Source organism: Labrys sp. Lb11 (assembly GCF_057554225.1).
Genome location: NZ_BAAJOT010000001.1, coordinates 218235 through 236911, shown reverse-complemented (window position 1 = coordinate 236911; position 18677 = coordinate 218235). Strand labels below are relative to the sequence as shown.

At 70.1% G+C, this 18677-nt stretch carries 19 protein-coding genes and 1 tRNA gene; 12 read left to right on the top strand and 8 right to left on the bottom strand.

Annotated features, from left to right (window positions below; all coding sequences use genetic code 11):
• Window positions 1-214 precede the first annotated feature (214 nt).
• The 4 genes from AC27L4_RS01115 to AC27L4_RS01100 all read right to left on the bottom strand — a co-directional run bounded on the left by AC27L4_RS01115 (window position 215) and on the right by AC27L4_RS01100 (window position 6919).
• On the bottom strand, window positions 215-2341 hold the full coding sequence (locus tag AC27L4_RS01115; protein WP_487140105.1) for a capsular polysaccharide biosynthesis protein: 2127 nt from the start codon (window positions 2339-2341) through the stop codon (window positions 215-217).
• A 160-nt stretch (window positions 2342-2501) separates the two neighbouring features.
• On the bottom strand, window positions 2502-3830 hold the full coding sequence (locus AC27L4_RS01110) for a capsule biosynthesis protein (RefSeq protein ID WP_487140104.1): 1329 nt from the start codon (window positions 3828-3830) through the stop codon (window positions 2502-2504).
• 703 nt (window positions 3831-4533) lie between these two features.
• Entirely contained in the window at window positions 4534-5535 is a 1002-nt protein-coding gene (locus tag AC27L4_RS01105) for an NAD-dependent epimerase/dehydratase family protein (RefSeq protein ID WP_487140103.1), read from the bottom strand.
• Window positions 5536-5584: 49 nt separating this feature from the next.
• Entirely contained in the window at window positions 5585-6919 is a 1335-nt protein-coding gene (locus tag AC27L4_RS01100; protein WP_487140102.1) for an MATE family efflux transporter, read from the bottom strand.
• Window positions 6920-7101: 182 nt separating this feature from the next.
• Between AC27L4_RS01100 and AC27L4_RS01095 the strand changes: the two genes are divergently transcribed.
• Window positions 7102-7177: transfer RNA gene (locus AC27L4_RS01095), tRNA-Thr, on the top strand.
• 66 nt (window positions 7178-7243) lie between these two features.
• Here AC27L4_RS01095 and AC27L4_RS01090 read toward each other — a convergent pair.
• From AC27L4_RS01090 to AC27L4_RS01075, 4 genes are all read right to left on the bottom strand, one after another.
• Window positions 7244-8161 (bottom strand): polyphosphate kinase 2 family protein, encoded by a 918-nt coding sequence (locus tag AC27L4_RS01090; RefSeq protein WP_487140101.1) that lies wholly within the window; start codon window positions 8159-8161, stop codon window positions 7244-7246.
• 179 nt (window positions 8162-8340) lie between these two features.
• Window positions 8341-10812 carry a spermidine synthase gene (locus AC27L4_RS01085; protein ID WP_487140100.1) on the bottom strand — a complete coding sequence of 824 codons (2472 nt, stop codon included), beginning with the start codon at window positions 10810-10812 and terminating at the stop codon, window positions 8341-8343.
• 60 nt (window positions 10813-10872) lie between these two features.
• Window positions 10873-11610: a hypothetical protein gene (locus AC27L4_RS01080; RefSeq protein WP_487140099.1), complete on the bottom strand. Its 738-nt coding sequence runs from the start codon at window positions 11608-11610 to the stop codon at window positions 10873-10875.
• 198 nt (window positions 11611-11808) lie between these two features.
• On the bottom strand, window positions 11809-12054 hold the full coding sequence (locus AC27L4_RS01075; protein ID WP_487140098.1) for a hypothetical protein: 246 nt from the start codon (window positions 12052-12054) through the stop codon (window positions 11809-11811).
• A 152-nt stretch (window positions 12055-12206) separates the two neighbouring features.
• Between AC27L4_RS01075 and AC27L4_RS01070 the strand changes: the two genes are divergently transcribed.
• The 11 genes from AC27L4_RS01070 (at window position 12207) to AC27L4_RS01020 (ending at window position 18656) form a co-directional block, all read left to right on the top strand.
• Window positions 12207-12728, top strand: coding sequence for a hypothetical protein (locus AC27L4_RS01070; RefSeq protein WP_487140097.1), 522 nt, complete (start codon window positions 12207-12209; stop codon window positions 12726-12728).
• A gap of 46 nt (window positions 12729-12774) precedes the next feature.
• Window positions 12775-13050 carry a hypothetical protein gene (locus AC27L4_RS01065; protein WP_487140096.1) on the top strand — a complete coding sequence of 92 codons (276 nt, stop codon included), beginning with the start codon at window positions 12775-12777 and terminating at the stop codon, window positions 13048-13050.
• The gene (locus tag AC27L4_RS01060; protein ID WP_487140095.1) at window positions 13047-13595 is read left to right on the top strand and encodes a DUF2092 domain-containing protein; all 549 of its coding nucleotides are present in this window, start codon (window positions 13047-13049) and stop codon (window positions 13593-13595) included. The genes AC27L4_RS01065 and AC27L4_RS01060 overlap by 4 nt, the downstream gene beginning before the upstream one ends.
• A complete protein-coding gene (locus AC27L4_RS01055; protein WP_487140094.1) occupies window positions 13595-13795 on the top strand; it encodes a hypothetical protein in 201 nt (66 codons plus the stop codon). The genes AC27L4_RS01060 and AC27L4_RS01055 overlap by 1 nt, the downstream gene beginning before the upstream one ends.
• Window positions 13792-14211, top strand: coding sequence for a DUF6515 family protein (locus AC27L4_RS01050; protein ID WP_487140093.1), 420 nt, complete (start codon window positions 13792-13794; stop codon window positions 14209-14211). Before AC27L4_RS01055 ends, AC27L4_RS01050 begins: the two co-directional genes overlap by 4 nt.
• A gap of 161 nt (window positions 14212-14372) precedes the next feature.
• Window positions 14373-15152 carry a DUF2092 domain-containing protein gene (locus AC27L4_RS01045; RefSeq protein WP_487140092.1) on the top strand — a complete coding sequence of 260 codons (780 nt, stop codon included), beginning with the start codon at window positions 14373-14375 and terminating at the stop codon, window positions 15150-15152.
• Window positions 15149-15463, top strand: coding sequence for a hypothetical protein (locus AC27L4_RS01040; protein WP_487140091.1), 315 nt, complete (start codon window positions 15149-15151; stop codon window positions 15461-15463). The genes AC27L4_RS01045 and AC27L4_RS01040 overlap by 4 nt, the downstream gene beginning before the upstream one ends.
• Before the next feature lie 85 nt (window positions 15464-15548).
• Complete coding sequence (locus tag AC27L4_RS01035; protein ID WP_487140090.1) at window positions 15549-15836, top strand: hypothetical protein; 288 nt, start codon at window positions 15549-15551, stop codon at window positions 15834-15836.
• 10 nt (window positions 15837-15846) lie between these two features.
• Window positions 15847-16158 carry a hypothetical protein gene (locus AC27L4_RS01030; RefSeq protein WP_487140089.1) on the top strand — a complete coding sequence of 104 codons (312 nt, stop codon included), beginning with the start codon at window positions 15847-15849 and terminating at the stop codon, window positions 16156-16158.
• Between the two features lie 316 nt (window positions 16159-16474).
• Window positions 16475-17212, top strand: a complete 738-nt coding sequence (locus AC27L4_RS01025; protein WP_487140087.1) for a hypothetical protein — start codon at window positions 16475-16477, stop codon at window positions 17210-17212.
• Window positions 17213-17369: 157 nt separating this feature from the next.
• Window positions 17370-18656, top strand: coding sequence for an alpha/beta hydrolase (locus AC27L4_RS01020; RefSeq protein WP_487140086.1), 1287 nt, complete (start codon window positions 17370-17372; stop codon window positions 18654-18656).
• The last annotated feature ends 21 nt before the right edge of the window (window positions 18657-18677 follow it).

Here is an 18677-nt window from a genome sequence, read left to right as displayed (position 1 = left end):
ACATTTCGCAAGCGCGAAGGCCGGCGATCCCGGCAAGCCGGATCTATATTCGACCGGCCAGCCTCGCAACCTTCCCGGAAGAGCCGTCGATTCGCGTCAATGTTTTCAGATATTTCCGCTCCTCTTCCGAAGCCTGTCGGGCGCCCATCCGAATGCCCGCTTCGACTTCACCGGGGTGTCCCGCAGGGAACAGCCGTGCAGCCGGACGCCTGCTTCAGAACTTGCGGCGCGCCATGCCGGCCATGCGCAGGAGGTATTCGGCGCCACGGACCACGGGCGCGACCAGGCGCCGGGCCGGCTTCTGCGCCAGCGTGCGCCGGGCCAGGAAGTCGACGATGTCCTCCGCCTCGCAGGGCAGCAGTGTCGGCGGGTGGAGATAGGCGGGATAGAGGATGAGCGCGCCTGCCACAAGTTCGTCGAGCCAGAGGGCGCGGCCGCGGCGCGGATGCCGCAGCCGATCCTCGGTGTTGCCCCAGCCGGCATAGAACGGCGCACCCCAGGTGACCACGCGCTTGCGCCGCATCAGCGCCTCGAAGCCGGCCAGCGAGGACATGACGTGGACCTCGTCGGCCAGATCGATGAAGGGGATGATGGGCCCGTCGCTCACCACGGCGTCGGCAACGTCCTCGAAGCGGTGCTTGCCGCCGCCCGAACGGTTCTTGGCCACGACGTCGGGATGCACCTTGAACACGATGAAGGCCCCCGGCTTCTCGGCCCGGACGGCCTGCAGCAGGGCGAAATTGGTCCTGGTCCGCGGGCAACCGAAGGTGATCGAGGCGTCGCCCGGCACCTGCCCGGGAACCAGCACGATGTCGCGGCCCGCTGCCTGGAGGCGCAGGTCGTCGAGCCGCTGCTGCAGCGCCGGCGACGGCGCCATGCCGTATTTGGTCACGGCCTGCTCGACGATCGCCTTGCGCAGCGCCCGGGCGCGGGCGATCAGCTCGTGCGGGAACTTGGTCGTCGCCAGGATGTGCTCGAGGTCGCTCGGAATGCCCGCATTGTAGTAGATCGAGCGGCTGTCGAGGCAGAGCGAGGCGGGGAAGACGAAGTTGGAGCCGAGGCCGGCCGAACGCAGGAAGCCGTCCTCCACCCGCAGCACCGGCACGCCGGCGGCACGCGCCGGCGCCTCCAGCCGGTCGCGCAGCCGCATCCCCCAGATGCAGAGCGTGGCCCCGTTCGCCTGCGCCTGCGCCAGGGCGTCCTTGGCCTGAGAGAAGGAAACGACCTTGCCCGGCCCGCCCAGGAAGGCCCGTGCCATCGGCTGCTTCCAGCGCGAGAAGCCGACGCAGATGCTGCGCGCCGGCAGTCTGTGCTGGCGCCGGCGCACCCCCACCAGCCGGTCGGCGACCTCGTCGAAGCTGGCCCGCCGCTCGCGGATCGGATCGACATAGCGCACATAGCGCACCAGGACACCGCCGGCCAGGGCATCCGGCGTGAGACGGGCCGGAGCGCGCCGCGCCAGCGCCCCGGCCTGGGCCTGGTCGCCGGGCCGATCGCTGGTCAATCCGTAGCCGGCATAGAAGGGTACGCCGAAGACGGTGACGGGCAGACCGCGCAGCGCGGCGTCGAAGCCGACGGCATCCGCCACGGTCCAGACCTCGTCGACCTCGTCGAGGACGGCATGCGGCGAGACCGTGCCGTCGAGGACGGTCGCGGACAGCGCGGCCATCGCCCCGGCGAGCAGGCCCGCCTGCCCCCCTGCCGGGCGATACACCAGGAGGGAAGCGTCCGGCCGTTCGCGACGGACCGCCTCCACCATGCGGGCGAAGTCACCGGGGCCTGCCAGGGCGTCGGCGGTCGTGAGGTCGCCGGGCGCCGCATCCACCAGGAGCAGGCGCGGCCGACCGTCGCGCGCAACGAAGACCGGGCGATCGGGCAGGCCGTTGTCGCGGGAGAGCCGGTCGCGCAGGATCCGGTCGCGGACGGCCGCGCCGCTCGCCGCCAGGCTCTGCACCGGCTCGTCGAGCAGGATGCGCTCGAGCCGCGAAGGCCGCGACGCATCGCGGAAACGACCGAGATCGTCGGCACTCAGCGAGCAGGTGAAGGACCGGCCGGCGCCGAGGTCGATCGCGCCGAACAGGCCGGGCTCGAGCGTCCAGTACGGCAGGTTGCGCCGCGCCGCATAGGTCCTGGCCTCGCCGAGCCTGCGCCCCGGGCCGTAGCCGACGATGCCGTCGAACTCGCCGCCGACGAACCGGATCGCACGCAGGCTTTCCGCTTCAAGGAACAGGCGGGGCGAGGGAATCGCGCGGCGGTCCGAAGCCAGCGCGCCCAGCCGGGCATGCGGCGGCGGCAACCAGGACGGTCGAAAGCCGAGATCCGCGGTGCTGTCATCATCCATCGGCAGTGCCGAGTCCAAGGGCCTTGTCAGGTCGCCAGTCGTTGCCGTCGCCGTCGTACCGGCCGTTCCATCGACAGGCAAAAGCCACGCCGACGACCCGGCGGGGGCTTCGGCCAGCCGACTCGCATCAGATGGTTATGACAGCACGGTCGGGCGGCATCTACTCTGCGGGCGACGCGGCGACGCAAAGCCCCGGCGCCTCGTCGATCAGCGACAGCGCCGAAGCCTCCACCAGGATCGGCAGGCTCGCAGCAGCCGTCGACCGGACCGTCTCGCCTTCCAGCCGGTCGACGATGTTGCGCACGCCCAGGGCAATGCCGCGGGCCGTGTTGTAATTGCCGTTGCACTGGGTGAGGTGCATCACCACCCGGCGATAGGCCGCGTAGAGCCGGTGGTCGGGCCGCTTCGGCGCGTTCCAGAACGATTTCAGTTCGTTGCGGGGGTGGGTCAGCCCAGGAATGTCGTAGATGGCCTTGCCAAGCGCGATGGTCGGGCAGTCATGGTGCAGCGCCTGCAGGCCGGTGGTGCTGTTCACCGTCACCACGCCACGCGCCATCTTCAGCAGGGTCGGCAGATGGCCGCCGTCGATGAAGAAGACCCGCTCGGCGATGCCGAGCTCGCGCGCCAGCCCGGCGGTCAGAGACCGCATGTCGACGATGGCGTTGTCGAGCGGATGGCGCTTGACAACGAGCGCCACCTCCGCCGGAGCATCGGCCGCGAAGGCCTCCATCATATGGCGCAGGGCCGCCTGCATGGAGCCGAAATGCGAGTGGATCTTGATCTGATAGTCGCTGTCGAGTTGCAGCGGCAGCAGGAAGAAGGGCCGCCCCGATGCGGCGAGCGCCGCTTCCTCGCGCCGGCTCCGCACCGCCGCCCTCGGCCGCTGCCCCAGCTTGCGCACCCACGACCACAATTCCTGCATCGGCGGGTAGGGCCGATGGAACTGATAGTTCGCGTACCGGCGCGGACCGTAGAGCGACAGCGCATAGGTCACGAACTCATAGGCGAAGCGCCGCCGGCTGCCGCCGGTGATGGTCTCGTCCGGCGCCTGGTAGGGTCCGAGCTGTTCCGCCAGGGCGAGGATCTCGTCGGGATCGCGCGGCAGCCCGGACATGCCGTTGGTGCCGTTCTCCTCCATGGTGATCCAGAACGGCCGGAGATAGCCCTCCTCGAACACGTGGACCCGCACGCCCAGCGCCTGGCAAGCGCGCATCGCCGCCTGGTGATAGGGGCGGCAATCGCCGAACAGAAGCACGCCGGTGACGCCTTCGCGCACGATGAGGTCGCGCACCTCGTCCTCGAACCCCTCGAGCGAACCGCGATAGTCGAAGGCCTTGCCGGGCCAGAACAGATGATCGCCCATGCACAGGCGAATGCGGCTGACGCCATGCCCGCGCCGCTTCAGCTCGCTGCCGAGCTCCCAGACGAAGGGGGTCGACGGAAACTGCAGCAACAGGTAGTGCGACCGCTCCGGCCACGGGCCGCGCACGGGCGTGCCCATCCTCTCCCCGGCCGACGGCGTTGCTTTGCTCGCGTAGTTCAAGACCGCAACCCTAACTGCGCTCGCAGCTCCAAGCATGAGAGACAACGCACTCATCGAGCGGACGTCACTCGGGACAGCCGCCGAGCCGTCTCCTGACCGGCATGCGAGCCAACGGCCCGGCCAGCCCATGCGACGACAATGCTTGTCCTGCAATTCATGAGATTACGAAATCCCCCACGTCCCCGGACCACATTGGGGCGATGGTCGCCCACTCTCTGCATCCGGATCAGTCACGCCGGGAACAGAGACCATCCGCTCCACGGTTCATCAACCTTACCAAGCCAAGCGTTAACAGCTTGTTCAGCAGGAATAGCCGATCTCCCCCTGGTTGATCCACCCCCCGCGATAGCAACATTCCGGCCCTGCCGGCTTGACAGCGCCCATTCCCATGCCCCCGAACGCCGGACCGCGCAAGCGCCTCGACGTCGCGACATGACGTGCCGCCGCACATGTCGCCAGTCCGACACCGGGACAAATCGACAATGATTCCCGGCACTTTCCGGCGAGCACCCTAACGATTGCCCCCGCGGCAGGCAATCGGCACCGCCGCGTTCCGGCGCGTCGACACCCGTCGAGGGATTCACTTTTTGTGACAATTCCTGACAGACGGCGGCGATTTGCCCGGACCTGACGGGAGGGAACGGCATGTTCAGACGCGATAATAGTCGCGATACCACTCGACGAAACGGCCCACGCCGACCCTGACGGGGATTTCGGGCTTGCGGCCGACGAGCGCCAGCAGGAGGTCGGGCGCGGCAAAGGTCGCCGGCACGTCGCCCGGCTGCATCGGCAGCATGTTGCGCTGCACCGTGTGGCCGACGCTGGTCTCGACGGCATCGATATAGTCCATCAATCCCACCGGCTGGCCGCCGGCGATGTTGACCACCCGGTACGGCGCGGCCGGCGACAGGCTGTCGCAGGCCGCGACCGGCTGGTCGCGCACCGGCACGCAATCGATGAGGCGGACGATCGCGTCGACGAGGTCGTCGATATAGGTGAAGTCGCGCTGCATCCGGCCATGGCCGTAGACGTCGATCGGCTCGCCGGCCAGTGCCGCCTTGACGAACTTGAACAGGGCCATGTCGGGCCGGCCCCAAGGCCCGTAGACGGTGAAGAAGCGGAAGGCGGTGATGGGCAGGTCCCACAGATGCGCATAGGAATGGGCCATGTCCTCCGACGCCTTCTTGGTGGCGGCATAGAAGGTCATGGGATGGTCGGTCCGGTCGGTCTCGCGGAACGGCATGGCGGTGTTGGCGCCGTAGACCGAGCTGGTCGAGGCCAGGAGGAAATGCCGCGGGCGCAATTCGCGCACGGTCTCGAGCACGTTGAAGGTGCCGGTCAGGTTGGATTCGGCATAGGCGCGCGGGTGATCGAGGCTGTAGCGCACCCCCGCCTGGGCGGCGAGATGGATGATCACGTCCGGCCTGGCGTCGGCGGCGATGCGCATCAGCGCATCCTGGTCCTCCAGCATGGCGACATGGGGCTGGAAGGCGTTGGTCCGCGCCAGCACGGCGTGGCGCGCCTGCTTCAGCGTCACGTCGTAATAGGGCGTCAGCCCGTCGATGCCGGTGACGAGGTGTCCGTCCGCGAGCAGCCGCCGTGCCAGATGGAAGCCGATGAAGCCGGCGGTGCCGGTGACGAGGACATGCATGGAATGGTCCCGGTGAGAGCGCCCGGACCTGTTTAGAACAGCCGGGCCCTTACGCAAAGGCGCGGCGCAGCAGCGGCGGATAGGCCGCAGCCTGGGTGGCGCCGCGCGCCAGCAGGAAGCCGAGCACCGCCAGCCACAGGCCGTGATTGCCCCAGGGCGTCAGCAGCCACCACAGGACGAAGAAGGCGCCGAGCGCCAGCAGCATCAGGTTGCGCATGGCGGCGTTCCAGGTCGCGCCGACATAGACGCCGTCGAAGGTGAAGGCGAGGCTGCCGGCCAGCGGCGACAGGGCGGCGTAGGCCAGGAAGGTCCGCGCCTCCTCGCGCACCGGCAGGCTCCTGGCCATGCCGTCGATGAACAGGCCGCCGGCGGTGAACAGCAGCAGGCTCATGGCGCCGGCCAGGGCGAAGCTCCACAGGATCGAGAGCCGGACCGAGCGCTCGAAGGCCGGCCGGTTGTTGGCGCCGACGGAGCGGCCGCACAGCTGCTCGGCCGCGGTGGCGACGCCGTCGAGGAAGAAGCCGCCGAGCAGGAAGAAATTGTTGAGGATCGCGTTGGCCGCCAGCGTCACGTCGCCGGCGAGCGCGCCCTGCCGGGCGAAGAAGGTCCAGGCCGCGAGCAGGGCCAGGGTGCGGATCATGATGTCGCGGTTGAGCGCCACCATGCGCACCAGCTTGGCCCGGTCGAAGACGATGGCGCGCGGCACGCCGAGACGGCCGCCGAAATGCCGCGCCACGATCGCCAGGCCCGCCGCCATGCCGCCGGCCTCGGCCAGGGTCGTCGCCCAGGCGACGCCGGCGACGCCCCAGCCGAGGCCCAGCGCCAGCGCGAGGCACAGCAGGATGTTGACGACGTTGATGCCCACCTGGAGCATCAGCCCGGTCATGGTCCGGCCCATGCCGATCAGCCAGCCGAGCACGGCATAGCCGGCGAAGGCGAAGGGCGCCGACCAGATGCGGACATGGAAATAGACCTTGGCCGCCTCGGTCACCGCCGGCGAGCCGCCGAGCAGCGGGAAGGCCGCGGCGGCGATCAGGCTCTGCAGCAGCACGAGGGCGAGGCCGCAGATGCCGGCCAGCACCAGCGCCCGCAGGAACACGGCGCGCTGCTCGACACGGTCGTCGGCGCCGAGCGCCTGCGCGGTCAGCCCGGCCGTGCCCATGCGCAGGAAGCCGAAGCCCCAGAACAGGAAGTCGAACAGCACCGCCGACAGCGCCACCGCGCCCAACAGCGCCGCATCGCCGAACTGGCCCATCACCGTGGTGTCGGCGATGCCGAGCAGCGGCGTCGACAGATGCGCCAGCGTCATCGGCGCGGCGATGGCGAAGACGGCGCGGTGCGTGACGACGACCGGACGGACGGGGGCTGGGGCGGAGGCGAGCATCGCCGCCACCCTGCCCGGACTGCGATGATTTGCAAACCCGGGCGCCGCAAGGACAAGGGAAACGGCGGCGAGGCTTCGACAAGGCTTGCCATCGCGGCCGCTTGCCGCTATCAGGGCGGCGCGTCGGGGGACATGTCCTCGTCGCGCGGCCCCCTGCGGCCGCGCCGATCGCCCGATGCCAGGCCGCGGTAGCTCAGCTGGTAGAGCACGTCATTCGTAATGATGGGGTCGGGGGTTCGAATCCCTTCCGCGGCACCAGTCTTCCACTCTCCAGCACGCTCGCTGGCAAGAGCAAGCGAGCGACCGCCGGGCCGCTCCCCCCGCTCAATCCCCCTTCGCGGCTCCCTTCCTGCTCCCGCCCTTCTCCTCGCCGCCGAGACGGGCGCGCGCCTGCTCCATCTCCTTCAGCATGGCCGGATCGATCGTCGGAAAGGCAGGATCGAGCTTCTCCAGACGGTCGACGATCGCGGCGGCGACGACCAGGCGGGTGAACCACTTGTTGTCCGCCGGCACCGCGTACCACGGCGCGTCCTTGGTCGCGGTGTTGCGGATGGCATCCTCGTAGGCGGACATGTAGTCGTCCCAGCGCTCGCGCTCGGCCACGTCGCCGAGCGAGAACTTCCAGCGCTTGTCCGGCTGGTCGATCCGCTCGATGAAGCGGCGGCGCTGCTCGTCGCGCGACAGGTTGAGGAAGAACTTCAGCACGATCGTGCCGTTGCGGGCGAGATGGCGCTCAAGGTCGCAGATGCTCTCGAAGCGCTCCTGCCAGATGTCGCGGGTCACCAGATCCTGCGGCAGCCCCTGCTTGTCCAGGAGCTCGGGATGGACCCGCGCCACCAGCAGCTCCTCGTAGTAGGAGCGGTTGAAGATGCCGATGCGGCCGCGCTCGGGCAGGGCGCAGGTGGTGCGCCACAGGAAGTCGTGGCGCAGCTCCACCGGTCCCGGCACCTTGAAGGCCGTGACCTGGCAGCCCTGCGGGTTGACGCCGGACATGACGTGCTCGATGGCGCTGTCCTTGCCGGCCGCGTCCATGGCCTGGAAGATGACGAGGAGCGACCAGCGCGCCTCGGCGTAGAGGCGCTCCTGCAGATCGCGCAGGCGCCTGGTCCCGGCCGCCAGGAGGTCCTTCGCCTCGGCCTTGTCGATGTCCAGCCCGGCCGTATCGCCGGGATCGAAGTCGGCCAGCCGGAACTTGCTTCCGTCCTTGATCTTGAAACGCTTGACGACCTCGCCTGGCAGCATCCTCACCTCTCCGGAGGGAAAACCGTCTTCCGGTCCCTCTTCATGTCGACCACGATCCGGCCCTGCGCCTCGCCGAGCAGCAAGACGGTGGGTGCGGCTGCCGTGCGAAGGGAGACCGGATCATGGCATGCCCGGCCCGACCGGCGGGGCTGTAACAGTAACCGTCGGTCGAATGGCCGTCACGGCCCGGAGAACCAGCGGTAATAGGGGTTCTCCCCATCAGCCGCGAGCACGGCCCGCATGTCCTCCGCCCATCCCGCCCGGTTGCCGGCGAAGGCGTTCATGCCGGCGTGGTAGAAGGTCAGGAGCGCCTCCCGGCGCGCCGCCAGCGCCGCCTCGGTCGCGGCGTCCGCGCCCGGCAGGGGCACGTCCTCACGCAGGTTGAGCAGGTCGGGCAGGACGGAGCCGAAATCGCCGCGGCGGACCCAGGCGGCGTATTCGATGCCCGGCCGGTCGTCGGTGACCGGCGGGCTGCCGGCGGCGAAGGCCTCGAGGCCCCGGCGGCCCATGACATAGGTCGCCAGGAGGGCTTCGGCCGAGGCGACGCCGACCTCGGCGGGGGCCGAGGCCACCTCGGGCTTGCCGAAGCGCTCGCGGATGCGCCGCAGGTCGAGCGCGACCGGGTCCGGCGAGCCGACCAGGAGCATCTCGTGCAGCTCGGTCGTCCACAGCGAGGCATGGGGGAAGACGTCGAGGAAGCTGCTGACCAGCGCGCGCGTGTCCTCCTCGTTCTGGGTCGGCAGCGGCAGCCATTGGGCGACGATGCCGCGCGGGTTCAGGCGCGCGGCGGCCAGCCGGTAGAAGTCGCTGGAATAGAGGTTGACCACCCCGGCGGCCGAGGGCGGCGGCGGCTCGAGCGTGATCAGGTCGTAGGTCTCGTCGGAACGCTGCAGCTCGCGCCGGCCGTCGCGCAGGCGGATGTCGAGCCGCGGATCGGCGGCGGCGCCGAAGGCGCCCCGGAACAGCGGCGCGGCCCGGACCACCGCCGGCAGCAGCTCGGCGACGACGCGGCGGTCGAGGTCGGGATAGCGCAGCAGCGCCCCGGCGGTGATGCCGGTGCCATAGCCGATCACCAGCGCCGAGCGCGGCTCGCCGTTGTGGACGATCAGCGGCAGCAGCGCCTGCAGCCGCATGTAGCGCAGGGACGGCATGGCGTCGCCGGAATTGGAGACGCCCTGGATGTAGAGGCGGCGGAAGGCCTTGCCGCCCTCCCCGCGCTCGACCACGGCGACGGTGCCGCCGCGCCCTTCCTCGTAGAAGGCGAGCGTGCTGCCGCGCGGCTGGAAGATCCGCGCCAGCCGGTCGCCCGGCGTCGCGACCGCCAGGACGACCGACGCGAGCGCGACGGCCGGCACGGCCAAGCGCAGCCTGCCGCGCCCGCCGCCCCAGGCCAGCGCCGCGACGCCGACCAGCGCGGCGAGGCCCGCGAGCACGCCGAGCGTGTGCGGCAGGCCGAGGACGGGGACCAGGACGAAGCCGGTGGCCAGCGTGCCGAGGATGCCGCCGAGCGTGTTGACGGCGAGCGTCGCGCCGACTGCGGCGCCGGGCGCCGATCCCGGGGCGACAAGACGGAGGACGACCGGGAAGGCCGCGCCGAGCAGCAGGGTCGGCGCCAGCACAACGGCCGCGGCGGCGACGGCGAAACGGGCGGACATGCCGGCGAGATCACTGCCCGTCGCCGCCAGGGCAGCGGCCTCGGCGGCCGTCTGCGCCACCACCAGCCAGCGCCCGAGCCCGGCGACGCCGAGGAGGGCGGCCAGGCCGGCGGAGGCGACGAGCAGGCCGAACAGGCCCCAGGGATCGCGCGCCCGCTCGGCGAAGCGGGCAAGGAGCGCCGAGCCGGCGGCGATGCCGACGAGATAGGTGGCGAGCACGATCGAGAAGGCAAAGGCGCGGGTGCTCATGAAGGGGACGATCGCCTGGGTCCAGACGATCTCGTAGCCGAGCGCCACCGCCCCGGCGGGGCCGTAGAGCGCCAGGGCGGCCACCGCGCCCGCTCCGAGCCGGCCGCCGGGCCGGCCGGAACCTTCGCCTTCGGCCTCCGCCGGCCGGCCGCGGTCGAGCAGCAGGGCCGCCGCCGCGGCGGCGACGCCGATGCCGGCCGCGGCCAAGGCCGTGCCCTGCACGCCCAGCCGGGGAATGAGCAGGAAGGGGGGCAGCAGCGCCCCGGCGACGGCACCGCAGGTGTTGGCGGCATAGAGCCGCCCGCCGACCGCGCCGAGCCCGCCCTCGCGAGCCAGGGACCGGCTCAGGACGGGAAGCGTGCCGCCCATCAGGAAGGCTGGCGCCGCCACCGCCGCGACGGGCAGGAGCCAGGCGAGGAGGCCGTTGACATCTTCCAGCCGTGCGAACAGGGGCGCCGACCGCGCCAGCACGAGCGTCGTGCCGATGCCGAGCAGCGCCACGCCGAGTTCGATCAGGCCGTAGAGCCGCCAGGGCCGGTCCACCCGGTCGGCGACCCGCCCCCAGGCGAAGCCGCCGAGCGCCAGGCCGGCGAAGAAGGCGGCGACGCCGGCCGCGACGGCGTGTACTTCGACGCCGACGACCAGGGTCAACTGCTTGATCCAGACGACCTGGAAGATGAGGGAAGCCAGGCCGGAGGCGCGTTTTGATGGAAACGCGCTTTGCTCTAACGCCTTGTTTCGACGCATCTTTGCGACTTGACGCGAGTCCGTCAAATCGCAAAACGCTTTAGGCGGACGTTACGCCGGCTATCCGATCGCGCCGGCGATCGACTGCGCCGCGTCCACGGCGAGCCCGTCGATCACTGCGGCGTGGGGGGCGCCCTGCTCCGCGCGGTCGGCGAAGTCGGTGCAGCGGATCCGGCCGTCGCTCATGTCGGTGACGCACCAGGAGTACCGCATGCCCTCGGCCAGGACATGCACGGCGATGTCGAGGGCGTAGACATCATCCGGGTGCCGGAGCAGGTCCCTGACAGCGCGGGCGGCGACGCGCCACTGCGGCGGCGGCGCGACGAACACGCGCAGGCCGGCACCACCCAGCCGCTTGACGACCGCCTCGATGAAGAGGCCGCCATGCGCCGCGGCGCTTCGATCTCTCGGATCGGTCTGGTTCTTGACCACGACGGCTGCCCGATGCAGCGGGACGGCGTTGCGGCTCGCTTCCCCGTCCGCCTGCCCGTTGCGGAACCGGCCCGATGCGGCGGTGCGCACGAAGATCGGATGGTAACTGCCCGGCGGCATCAGGATGCGAACGGGATCACCGGCACCGGCGCCTTCGTAATAGGCGGCGAGCGCCGCCCGCAGGCGTGTCGCCTCGATACGCACGATCGGATCGGAGCTGGGGTTGAAGGCGTCGTCCCGGCCGAACACGTCGACGCCGATGGTGTAGGCCTTGATGCGCTCGCCGCGCCCCTCCAGAGCTTCGCCGACGACGAAGGACAGGAAGCGGCGGTTCCGCTCGGACAGGCGCAGTGCGCTGTTCGCCAACAAGGCCTGCAGGGCCGCAAGAACCGCCTGCGGTGGCGGCGGGTCGCTGCAGCATTCGGAGCGATCCGTCCCCATCGCACCTCCGCGCCAGAGATATCGGCATTTGGATACCTCCTCACCTTACCCGGAGGCAATCCGGGTGGCAACCGAAGATCCACGCGCCGAAGATCCACGCGCCTCGCATCGTCGGCCGACCGGTCAGGAGATCCGGACCAGGATGTCCTGTTCGGTCTCGGATGCCAGGGCCCGGTACTCCGCCGCCCGCTCGGGCGCGGCCGGCGCCGCCGACTTCGCCCAATAGGCCTCGGCCTCGCAGGCCGTCTCGTAGGCCTCGCACAGCTCCATGAGCTGGGGGTCGGCTGCCGCCCGGCGTCGCAGCTCGGTGCGGCGCCCCGGCCAGCGCAGCATCAGCCGCGCCAGCCCGCGCTTCCGGGCCTGTTCCATGGCAGCCTTCTGGCCACGCATCCGGGCACCTCGTTCCTTGGAATGCCACTCCTGGAATGCCGCAATTCAGCTGTTATGATGCACGCCGGCCGAGCGGGTGGTAATCGTAACGGTAACGTCGGACTCTTCCGCCAGGATCGGAGAAGCGCTGCTTGCCCGACGCGATCGAAGGCGTGATCGGCGGGCCGCTTCGTTACCGTTACAAGATGCCTCCCGCCCCACGCGCCGGTAGCGTTCCGTCCGACACCTCCTCAGGAGCAGCCATGACCCCGTATCGCCGTCGTCAGATCGCCTGTCTCTTCGTCGCGACCGTGGCGGCAGGCCCGGCCTCGGCCGCCTCGTCCGACCCTTTCCAGGGCGCATGGGCCATCGACCAGAATGCCTGCGCGGAAACCTTCGTCACGCGCGACGGCAAGACCAGCTTCGCCAAGCAGCAAGACGACACGATGCCCGGCTTCATCGTCGACGGCAAGCGCATCCAGGGCAACAATGCATCCTGCGAGCTTGTTTCCCGCAAGGCCAAGGGCGACACCACGACCCTGCTGCTGAACTGCGCCTCCCGCATCATGTTCGGCTCGATGACCGTCTCGGTGCGGTTGCAGGATCCCGACACGCTGCTGCGTTTCGACCCGGACTTCCCCGAGATCGAGACGACCTATCATCGCTGCAAGTGAGCGGACCGCTCTCCGCCGCCAAGTCCCCGATCGTCAGGAGAATCGCATGCAAGGAGCTTCGATCGCCGCGGCGCCGGGGCGCCGCACCCGGCCTTCGCGCCTGAGGACGGTGCTCGCCGCTGCGTTGCTGGCGGCGCTGGTCCCGGCGCTCGCCGACGCCAAGCCGCGCAAGCGCGAGGCCGCGCCGGCGCTGGATCCAGCCGCGGCCGAGGCGCTCGCCCGGATGAGCGACTATGTCGCCTCGCTGCCGGCCCTCAGCTTCGACACGGTGGCCGCGGTCGACATCGTCGCCGGCACGGCCAGACCGTCGAGATCGGCATGAAGGGCCATTATGCGGCCAAGCGGCCGGACAAGCTGTTCGTCGACCTCGTCACCGACGTGCAGGAGCGGAAATTCTTCTACGACGGCAAAACCTTCACCCTGCTGTCGCCGAAGGAAGGCTACTACGCCGAGGCCGAGGCCAAGCCGACGATCCAGGAGACCCTCGAGACCCTCGCCCACTCGCTCGCCATCGAGCTGCCGCTGGCCGACCTGTTCGACCTCGGCACGCCGCAGAGCCCGGTCAAGAACCTGCGCAGCGGCTTCCTCGTCGGCAAGGCGACGGTGAACGGCGTCGAGGCCGATCATTGGGCCTTCCGGTCGAAGAACCATGACTGGGAGGTCTGGATCCGCACCGGCGACAAGCCGCTGCCGCTGAAGGTGCAGATGGTCAATCGGCGCGATCCGTCGCTGCCGCGCTATCACGCGACCATCACCTGGCAGGAGCCGGCGAGCATCGCCGACGACACCTTCACCTTCACGCCGACGGCCGACCAGAAGCCGATCGGCTTCGCGCTCAAGGCCGACACCAAGACGGAGGCGAAGTGATGACCCGCACCTCCCCGCTGACGACGGCCGGCCGCGCGGTCGGCGCGGCGCTGCTCTCCGCCTCGCTCCTCGCCTCGACCACGTTCGCCCTGGTCAGCCCGGCCAACGCCTTCAGGGTGCACGGCGGCGGATTCCACGGCGGCGGCTTCATGGTGGCGGGTTTCACGGTGGCGGCTTCGCCTATCACGGCGGCAGCATGAATCTCGGGCCGCGCTACAACGTGCCGCCCAACTTCCATCCGGTGGGGCCCCGCCCCTTCCCCGGCCCGCATCCCGGCCCCCGCCCGCCGCATCCTCCTGGACCGGGCCCGCACCCGCCAGGACCCGGCCCGCATCCCCCGGGGCCCCGGCCGCTGCCGCCACCGCCGCCGCACTATCCCGGCTACTGGCCGGCCCCCTACTATCCCGGCTACTATAATGGCGGCTATTGGGCCGGCGCGGCCGTCGGCGCAGCCGTCGCCACCGCGGCGATCGGCTCGATCGTCTACTCGCTCCCGGCGAGCTGCGCGCGCATCGTGGTCGGCGGCGTCACCTACGAGCAATGCGGCGATGTCTGGTACCAGCCGCAATATTACGGCAGCCGCGTCACCTATGTGGTGGTGAACCCGCCGCGCTGAGCCCGGCGTCGCGCCCGCCCGGCCTGCAACTGTTACAGGCTGGGCGGCGCCCGCGAACATGCGAAGCTCCGCATCGATCGCCGCATCCGCGTCGGGGACGCCCCCGGCGGTCGCGGACCGAAGCACCAGGAACGGTGCGATCGACACCGAAGGAGGCACGCATGCCAGCATCGACAAGGCCCGCCGCATGGATGCCGGGCCTCCTCGCCGGCCTATCCCTTGCCCTGGCGCCGGCCGTGGCCCGGGCCGACGACGCGGCAGCCATCGTCAAGGCGATGTCCGACTATGTCGGCAGCCAGAAGGCGATCTCCTTCACCTTCGACACGGAGATCGAGATCGTCACGCCGCAGGTGCAGAAGATCCAGTTCGACAGTTCCGGCAAGGTCGCGATCAGCCGACCGGACAAGATCCGCGCCACCCGCACCGGCGGCTATGCCGACGTGGAGCTCAACGCCGACGGCAAGACGGTGACGCTGCTCGGCAAGCACCTCAACGCCTATGCCCAGGCCGAGGTCGGCGGTTCCCTCGACCAGGTCGTCGACCGGCTGCGCAACGACTACGGCGCGGACATGCCGGGAGCCGACCTGCTGATCGAGAAGTCCTACGATGCCCTGATGGACGGCGTGATCGAAGGCCGGCACATCGGCCGCGGTGTCGTCGACGGCGTCGAATGCGAGCATCTCGCCTTCCGCACGACGGACACGGACTGGCAATTGTGGGTCGAGGTCGGCGCCCGGCCGATCCCGCGCAAATATCTGATCACCAGCAAGGCGGTGGGCGCGGCGCCCCAATATGCGATCACCATCCGGGACTGGAAGACGGATGCCGCCTTCGCGCCCGATGCCTTCACCTTCAAGCCGCCCGCGGGCTCCAAAAAGGTCGAGATCCGGGACCTGGGGGACATCGACGAAGTTCCGTCCGCAGCAGGAGACAAGCCATGACCCGCCCTCTTCCCAAGCTCGCCGCCTGCGCCTTCGCCGTCGCCGCCGGCGGCTTGGCGCTGCTGGCCCAGTCCCCCGTCGAGATCGCCCGCACCGGCGCCTGGGTCGGGAGCGCCGAGGCCGTCATCGGCCGGCCGCTGACCCCGCTCAGCTATGCCGGCGTCGCCCGCAGGACGACGCGGCGCGCCGTGGTGGCAGGCGCAGCGGTCGGAGCCGCGACCGCGGCGCCCTCGGTCGTGGTGGTCGCGCCGAGGCCGGGCTGCGTCCAGGCCGTGGACGCCTATGGCCGGGTCTACTGGCGCTGCCCGTGACCGGCCGGCGCAGGCGCGTCGCGGCAGGCGGCTCCAGGCCAATGACAATGGCAAGGCCGGGAGCCTCGAGTCATGGAGAGGCACCATGAGAGCCATCCCATTCGCGGCCGCCCTGGCGCTCGCCGTCACGCCTGCGGCCTTCGCCGCCGACATCGCCGCGGCGCAGCAGGAGCCGCTGCCGCCGGCGGTCGTCGAAGGCCCGACCTTCCCGATGACGGCCTATTTCTGGGCGACGGCGATCAACGGCCGCAACGCGACCCTGCCGCCCCTGCCGCCGGCCGAGTTCGACGAAAGCTCCGGCGACATCCTCAAGGGCTTCAACGGCGGCATCTCCGCCGCCGGCGAACTGCGCATGGGCGCCGGGGCGTGCTGACCGACGTGATGTGGTCGCAGGTCAGCCCCGGCGCCACCATCCGCAACGTCCGTCGGTCGACGCGCGCTCGCGCAGCCTGACGCTGCAGGGCGACATCCTCTACCGGGCCTACCAGGACGAGACGGTCGCCTTCGACATCGGCGGATTCGACGTCGGCTCCAGGCTGACCTACCAAGTCTATGGCAGCGTCGACTACCAGTGGAACGACAGTTTCGCCTTGCATGCGGGCTATCGCCTGCTCTCCATCGACTATGAGGACGGCCCGTTCCTCTATGACGTGCGCATGCACGGCCCGATGATCGCGACGACTTACAAGTTCTGAGCGCCGTCGGGCGGCTCCGACGCAGCCCGCAGGGCGCGGCACGGCATCCCATCCGGCTCCCCGGCCCGGCGGGGCGATCATTGCAGGCTGGCACAAACTGCATAGTCGCCCCCATGCCTTTGTTGCTACACGGCGCGGAAGGGGACGGAGCTGTGCGACGAGGGGTCCGCAGGCGATGCCGCGGCGGCCTCATGCTTTCGCTGCGCCGGCCCCGGTCTGGCCGCGTGCTCCCGGGGTGGGGGCTGCGGGAGCGTGAGGAGGCGTCATGTATTTGTGCGGAGGAGCCACAAATACACCTGATCCCGATCCCACCGGCATGGCGCCGATCGAATCCGTCCTGCGCCGCCTCCTCTGCGAGGAGACCGTCCGTCTGTCCGAGCGCAATCGGCGGTTTCTCGAATTCGTCGTCCGCGAAACCCTCGCCGGGCGCGCGGACCGCATCAAGGCCTACTCCATCGGCGTCGACGTCTTCGGCCGCGGCGAGGACTTCGATCCGAACAACGATCCCATCGTCCGTATCGAGGCGAGCCGCCTGCGCGCCGCCCTGGCCGCCTATTACCGCGGCCCCGGACGGGACGACGCCGTCCGGATCGTCATGCGGCCGGGAGGCTACGTCCCGGCCTTCGAGAGCGCGGGCGCCCCCGCCCCGCAGCCGGTTCCGGGTGACGGCCCCTGCACCTTCGTGGTCAGGCACCTGACGGCGCCGGCCGACCGGTGCTCCCATGCGCGCGGGGCGCTGCTCGCGGACGCGATCGTCAAGAAGTTGGTCGCCTCCGGCACGCGGACGTTCTTCAACCCGTCCGGCCGGCAGAACCGGACGCTGAAGGATCGCCTCGCCGGCCTGGGCGACGTCGCCAACCTCTACAGGCTGGGGGTCACGGTGCACGAGATCGCGGAAGGGAGACGATACAGCTGGCTCATCTCCGAATTCGAAAGCGGCGAAATCCGGGGCATCGACAATATCGACCTGAACGACGATACCCTTCCCAGCGCCGGTACGATCAACGAGATCGCAGACCTCGCCCTGCGATCGATTTCGGTGCTGGCCGGATGATGGACAATCCGGCCCCGCAGCCCGCCAGCCTGCCGCGAAGCCGCGGGGGTCAACGGCTCAACGGTTACATTGCCCCGGCATGCACGAATCCCGTAAGCTCTCCGGCGGCGAGCACGCACGCTGGCCCGGAATGCAGTTTGTCGGGACAGGGATCGCGATGAGGTACAGCCTTGCAAATGCTCGCCGGGCCGAAGCGGTCGCGAGGCCCCGGTCCGGGCGATGCTGGCGCCTGACCCTGGCGCTGCTGGCCCTGCCCATCCTCCTGGCGGCCTGCGCCGACCGCCCCCGGAACGTCATGACGCCGGTCGCCGCGCCCGCGACGGGCAAGTCCGTGGACATGCTCGTCGTCACCACCCGCGAACGGACCGCCAATCCGGGCGAGATCTTCTCCGGCGACCGCGCCAAGGCCTGGAGCGTCGCCAACATCGTGGTGTCGATCCCGCCGGACAACGTCCGCAAGGTCGGCGACATCCAATGGCCCCGCTCGCTGCCGGCCAATCCCGCCACCGACTTCGTCACCACCAAGATCGCCCTGGTGCCGGAAGGCGGCGGCGACGAGTGGTTCCGGCGCGTCGCCAGCCGGAACAAGCGGGTGTTCATCTTCGTCCACGGCTTCAACAACACCTTCGAAGAGGCCGTCTATCGCTTCGCCCAGATCGTGCACGATTCCGGCACCGACGCCGCGCCGATCCTGTTCACCTGGCCGTCGCGCGGCAGCGTCTTCGGCTATGTCTACGACAAGGAGAGCGCAACCTATTCGCGCAGCGCCCTGGAGAGGCTGCTGACGCGGGCCGCCACCGATCCGAACGTGTCCGACGTGACGGTGATGGCCCATTCCATGGGCAACTGGGTCCTCACCGAGGCGCTCCGCCAGATGGCGATCCGGCACGGGCGCATCCTGCCCAAGATCCACAACGTGGTCATGGCGGCGCCGGACGTCGACGTCGACGTGTTCCGCAGCGACTTCGGCGACATCACCGGCCCGCGCCCGCGCTTCACCGTGTTCGTCTCGCAGGACGACCGGGCGCTGGCGTTCTCGCGCCGGATCGGCGGCGACATCACCCGGCTGGGCGCGATCGACCCCAACCAGGAGCCCTACAAGTCGGAACTGGCCAAGGACAACATCGTCGTCATCGACCTGACCAAGCTCAAGTCCGGCGACAGCATGAACCATGGCAAGTTCGCCGAGAGCCCGGAGGTGGTCCGGCTGATCGGCGACCGCCTGATCGCCGGCCAGACCGTCACCGAGGCCAACCTCTCGGTCGGCGACCGCATCGCACAGGCCACCCTCGGCGCCACCACCATCGTCGGCTCGACGGTGGGCGCCGTCGTCAGCGCTCCGATCGCCATCATCGACCCCAACACGCGCCGCTCCTTCCACCGGCAGGTCGACACGATCGGCGAAGGCGTCACCAGCAGCACCTCGGCGGTAACGGGACAATAGGCTTGGGCAGCCCGGCCGCCG

Coding starts and splice junctions, on each gene's coding strand:
- AC27L4_RS01075 (WP_487140098.1), bottom strand. CDS start 12,054: ATGGAACAGGCCCGGAAGCGCGGGCTGGCGCGGCTGATGCTGCGCTGG.
- AC27L4_RS01040 (WP_487140091.1), top strand. CDS start 15,149: ATGACCCGCCCTCTTCCCAAGCTCGCCGCCTGCGCCTTCGCCGTCGCC.
- AC27L4_RS01065 (WP_487140096.1), top strand. CDS start 12,775: ATGCAAGGAGCTTCGATCGCCGCGGCGCCGGGGCGCCGCACCCGGCCT.
- AC27L4_RS01090 (WP_487140101.1), bottom strand. CDS start 8,161: ATGCTGCCAGGCGAGGTCGTCAAGCGTTTCAAGATCAAGGACGGAAGC.
- AC27L4_RS01105 (WP_487140103.1), bottom strand. CDS start 5,535: ATGCATGTCCTCGTCACCGGCACCGCCGGCTTCATCGGCTTCCATCTG.
- AC27L4_RS01085 (WP_487140100.1), bottom strand. CDS start 10,812: ATGCGTCGAAACAAGGCGTTAGAGCAAAGCGCGTTTCCATCAAAACGC.
- AC27L4_RS01055 (WP_487140094.1), top strand. CDS start 13,595: ATGACCCGCACCTCCCCGCTGACGACGGCCGGCCGCGCGGTCGGCGCG.
- AC27L4_RS01025 (WP_487140087.1), top strand. CDS start 16,475: ATGGCGCCGATCGAATCCGTCCTGCGCCGCCTCCTCTGCGAGGAGACC.
- AC27L4_RS01115 (WP_487140105.1), bottom strand. CDS start 2,341: ATGGATGATGACAGCACCGCGGATCTCGGCTTTCGACCGTCCTGGTTG.
- AC27L4_RS01045 (WP_487140092.1), top strand. CDS start 14,373: ATGCCAGCATCGACAAGGCCCGCCGCATGGATGCCGGGCCTCCTCGCC.
- AC27L4_RS01020 (WP_487140086.1), top strand. CDS start 17,370: ATGAGGTACAGCCTTGCAAATGCTCGCCGGGCCGAAGCGGTCGCGAGG.
- AC27L4_RS01050 (WP_487140093.1), top strand. CDS start 13,792: ATGAATCTCGGGCCGCGCTACAACGTGCCGCCCAACTTCCATCCGGTG.
- AC27L4_RS01100 (WP_487140102.1), bottom strand. CDS start 6,919: ATGCTCGCCTCCGCCCCAGCCCCCGTCCGTCCGGTCGTCGTCACGCAC.
- AC27L4_RS01060 (WP_487140095.1), top strand. CDS start 13,047: ATGAAGGGCCATTATGCGGCCAAGCGGCCGGACAAGCTGTTCGTCGAC.
- AC27L4_RS01035 (WP_487140090.1), top strand. CDS start 15,549: ATGAGAGCCATCCCATTCGCGGCCGCCCTGGCGCTCGCCGTCACGCCT.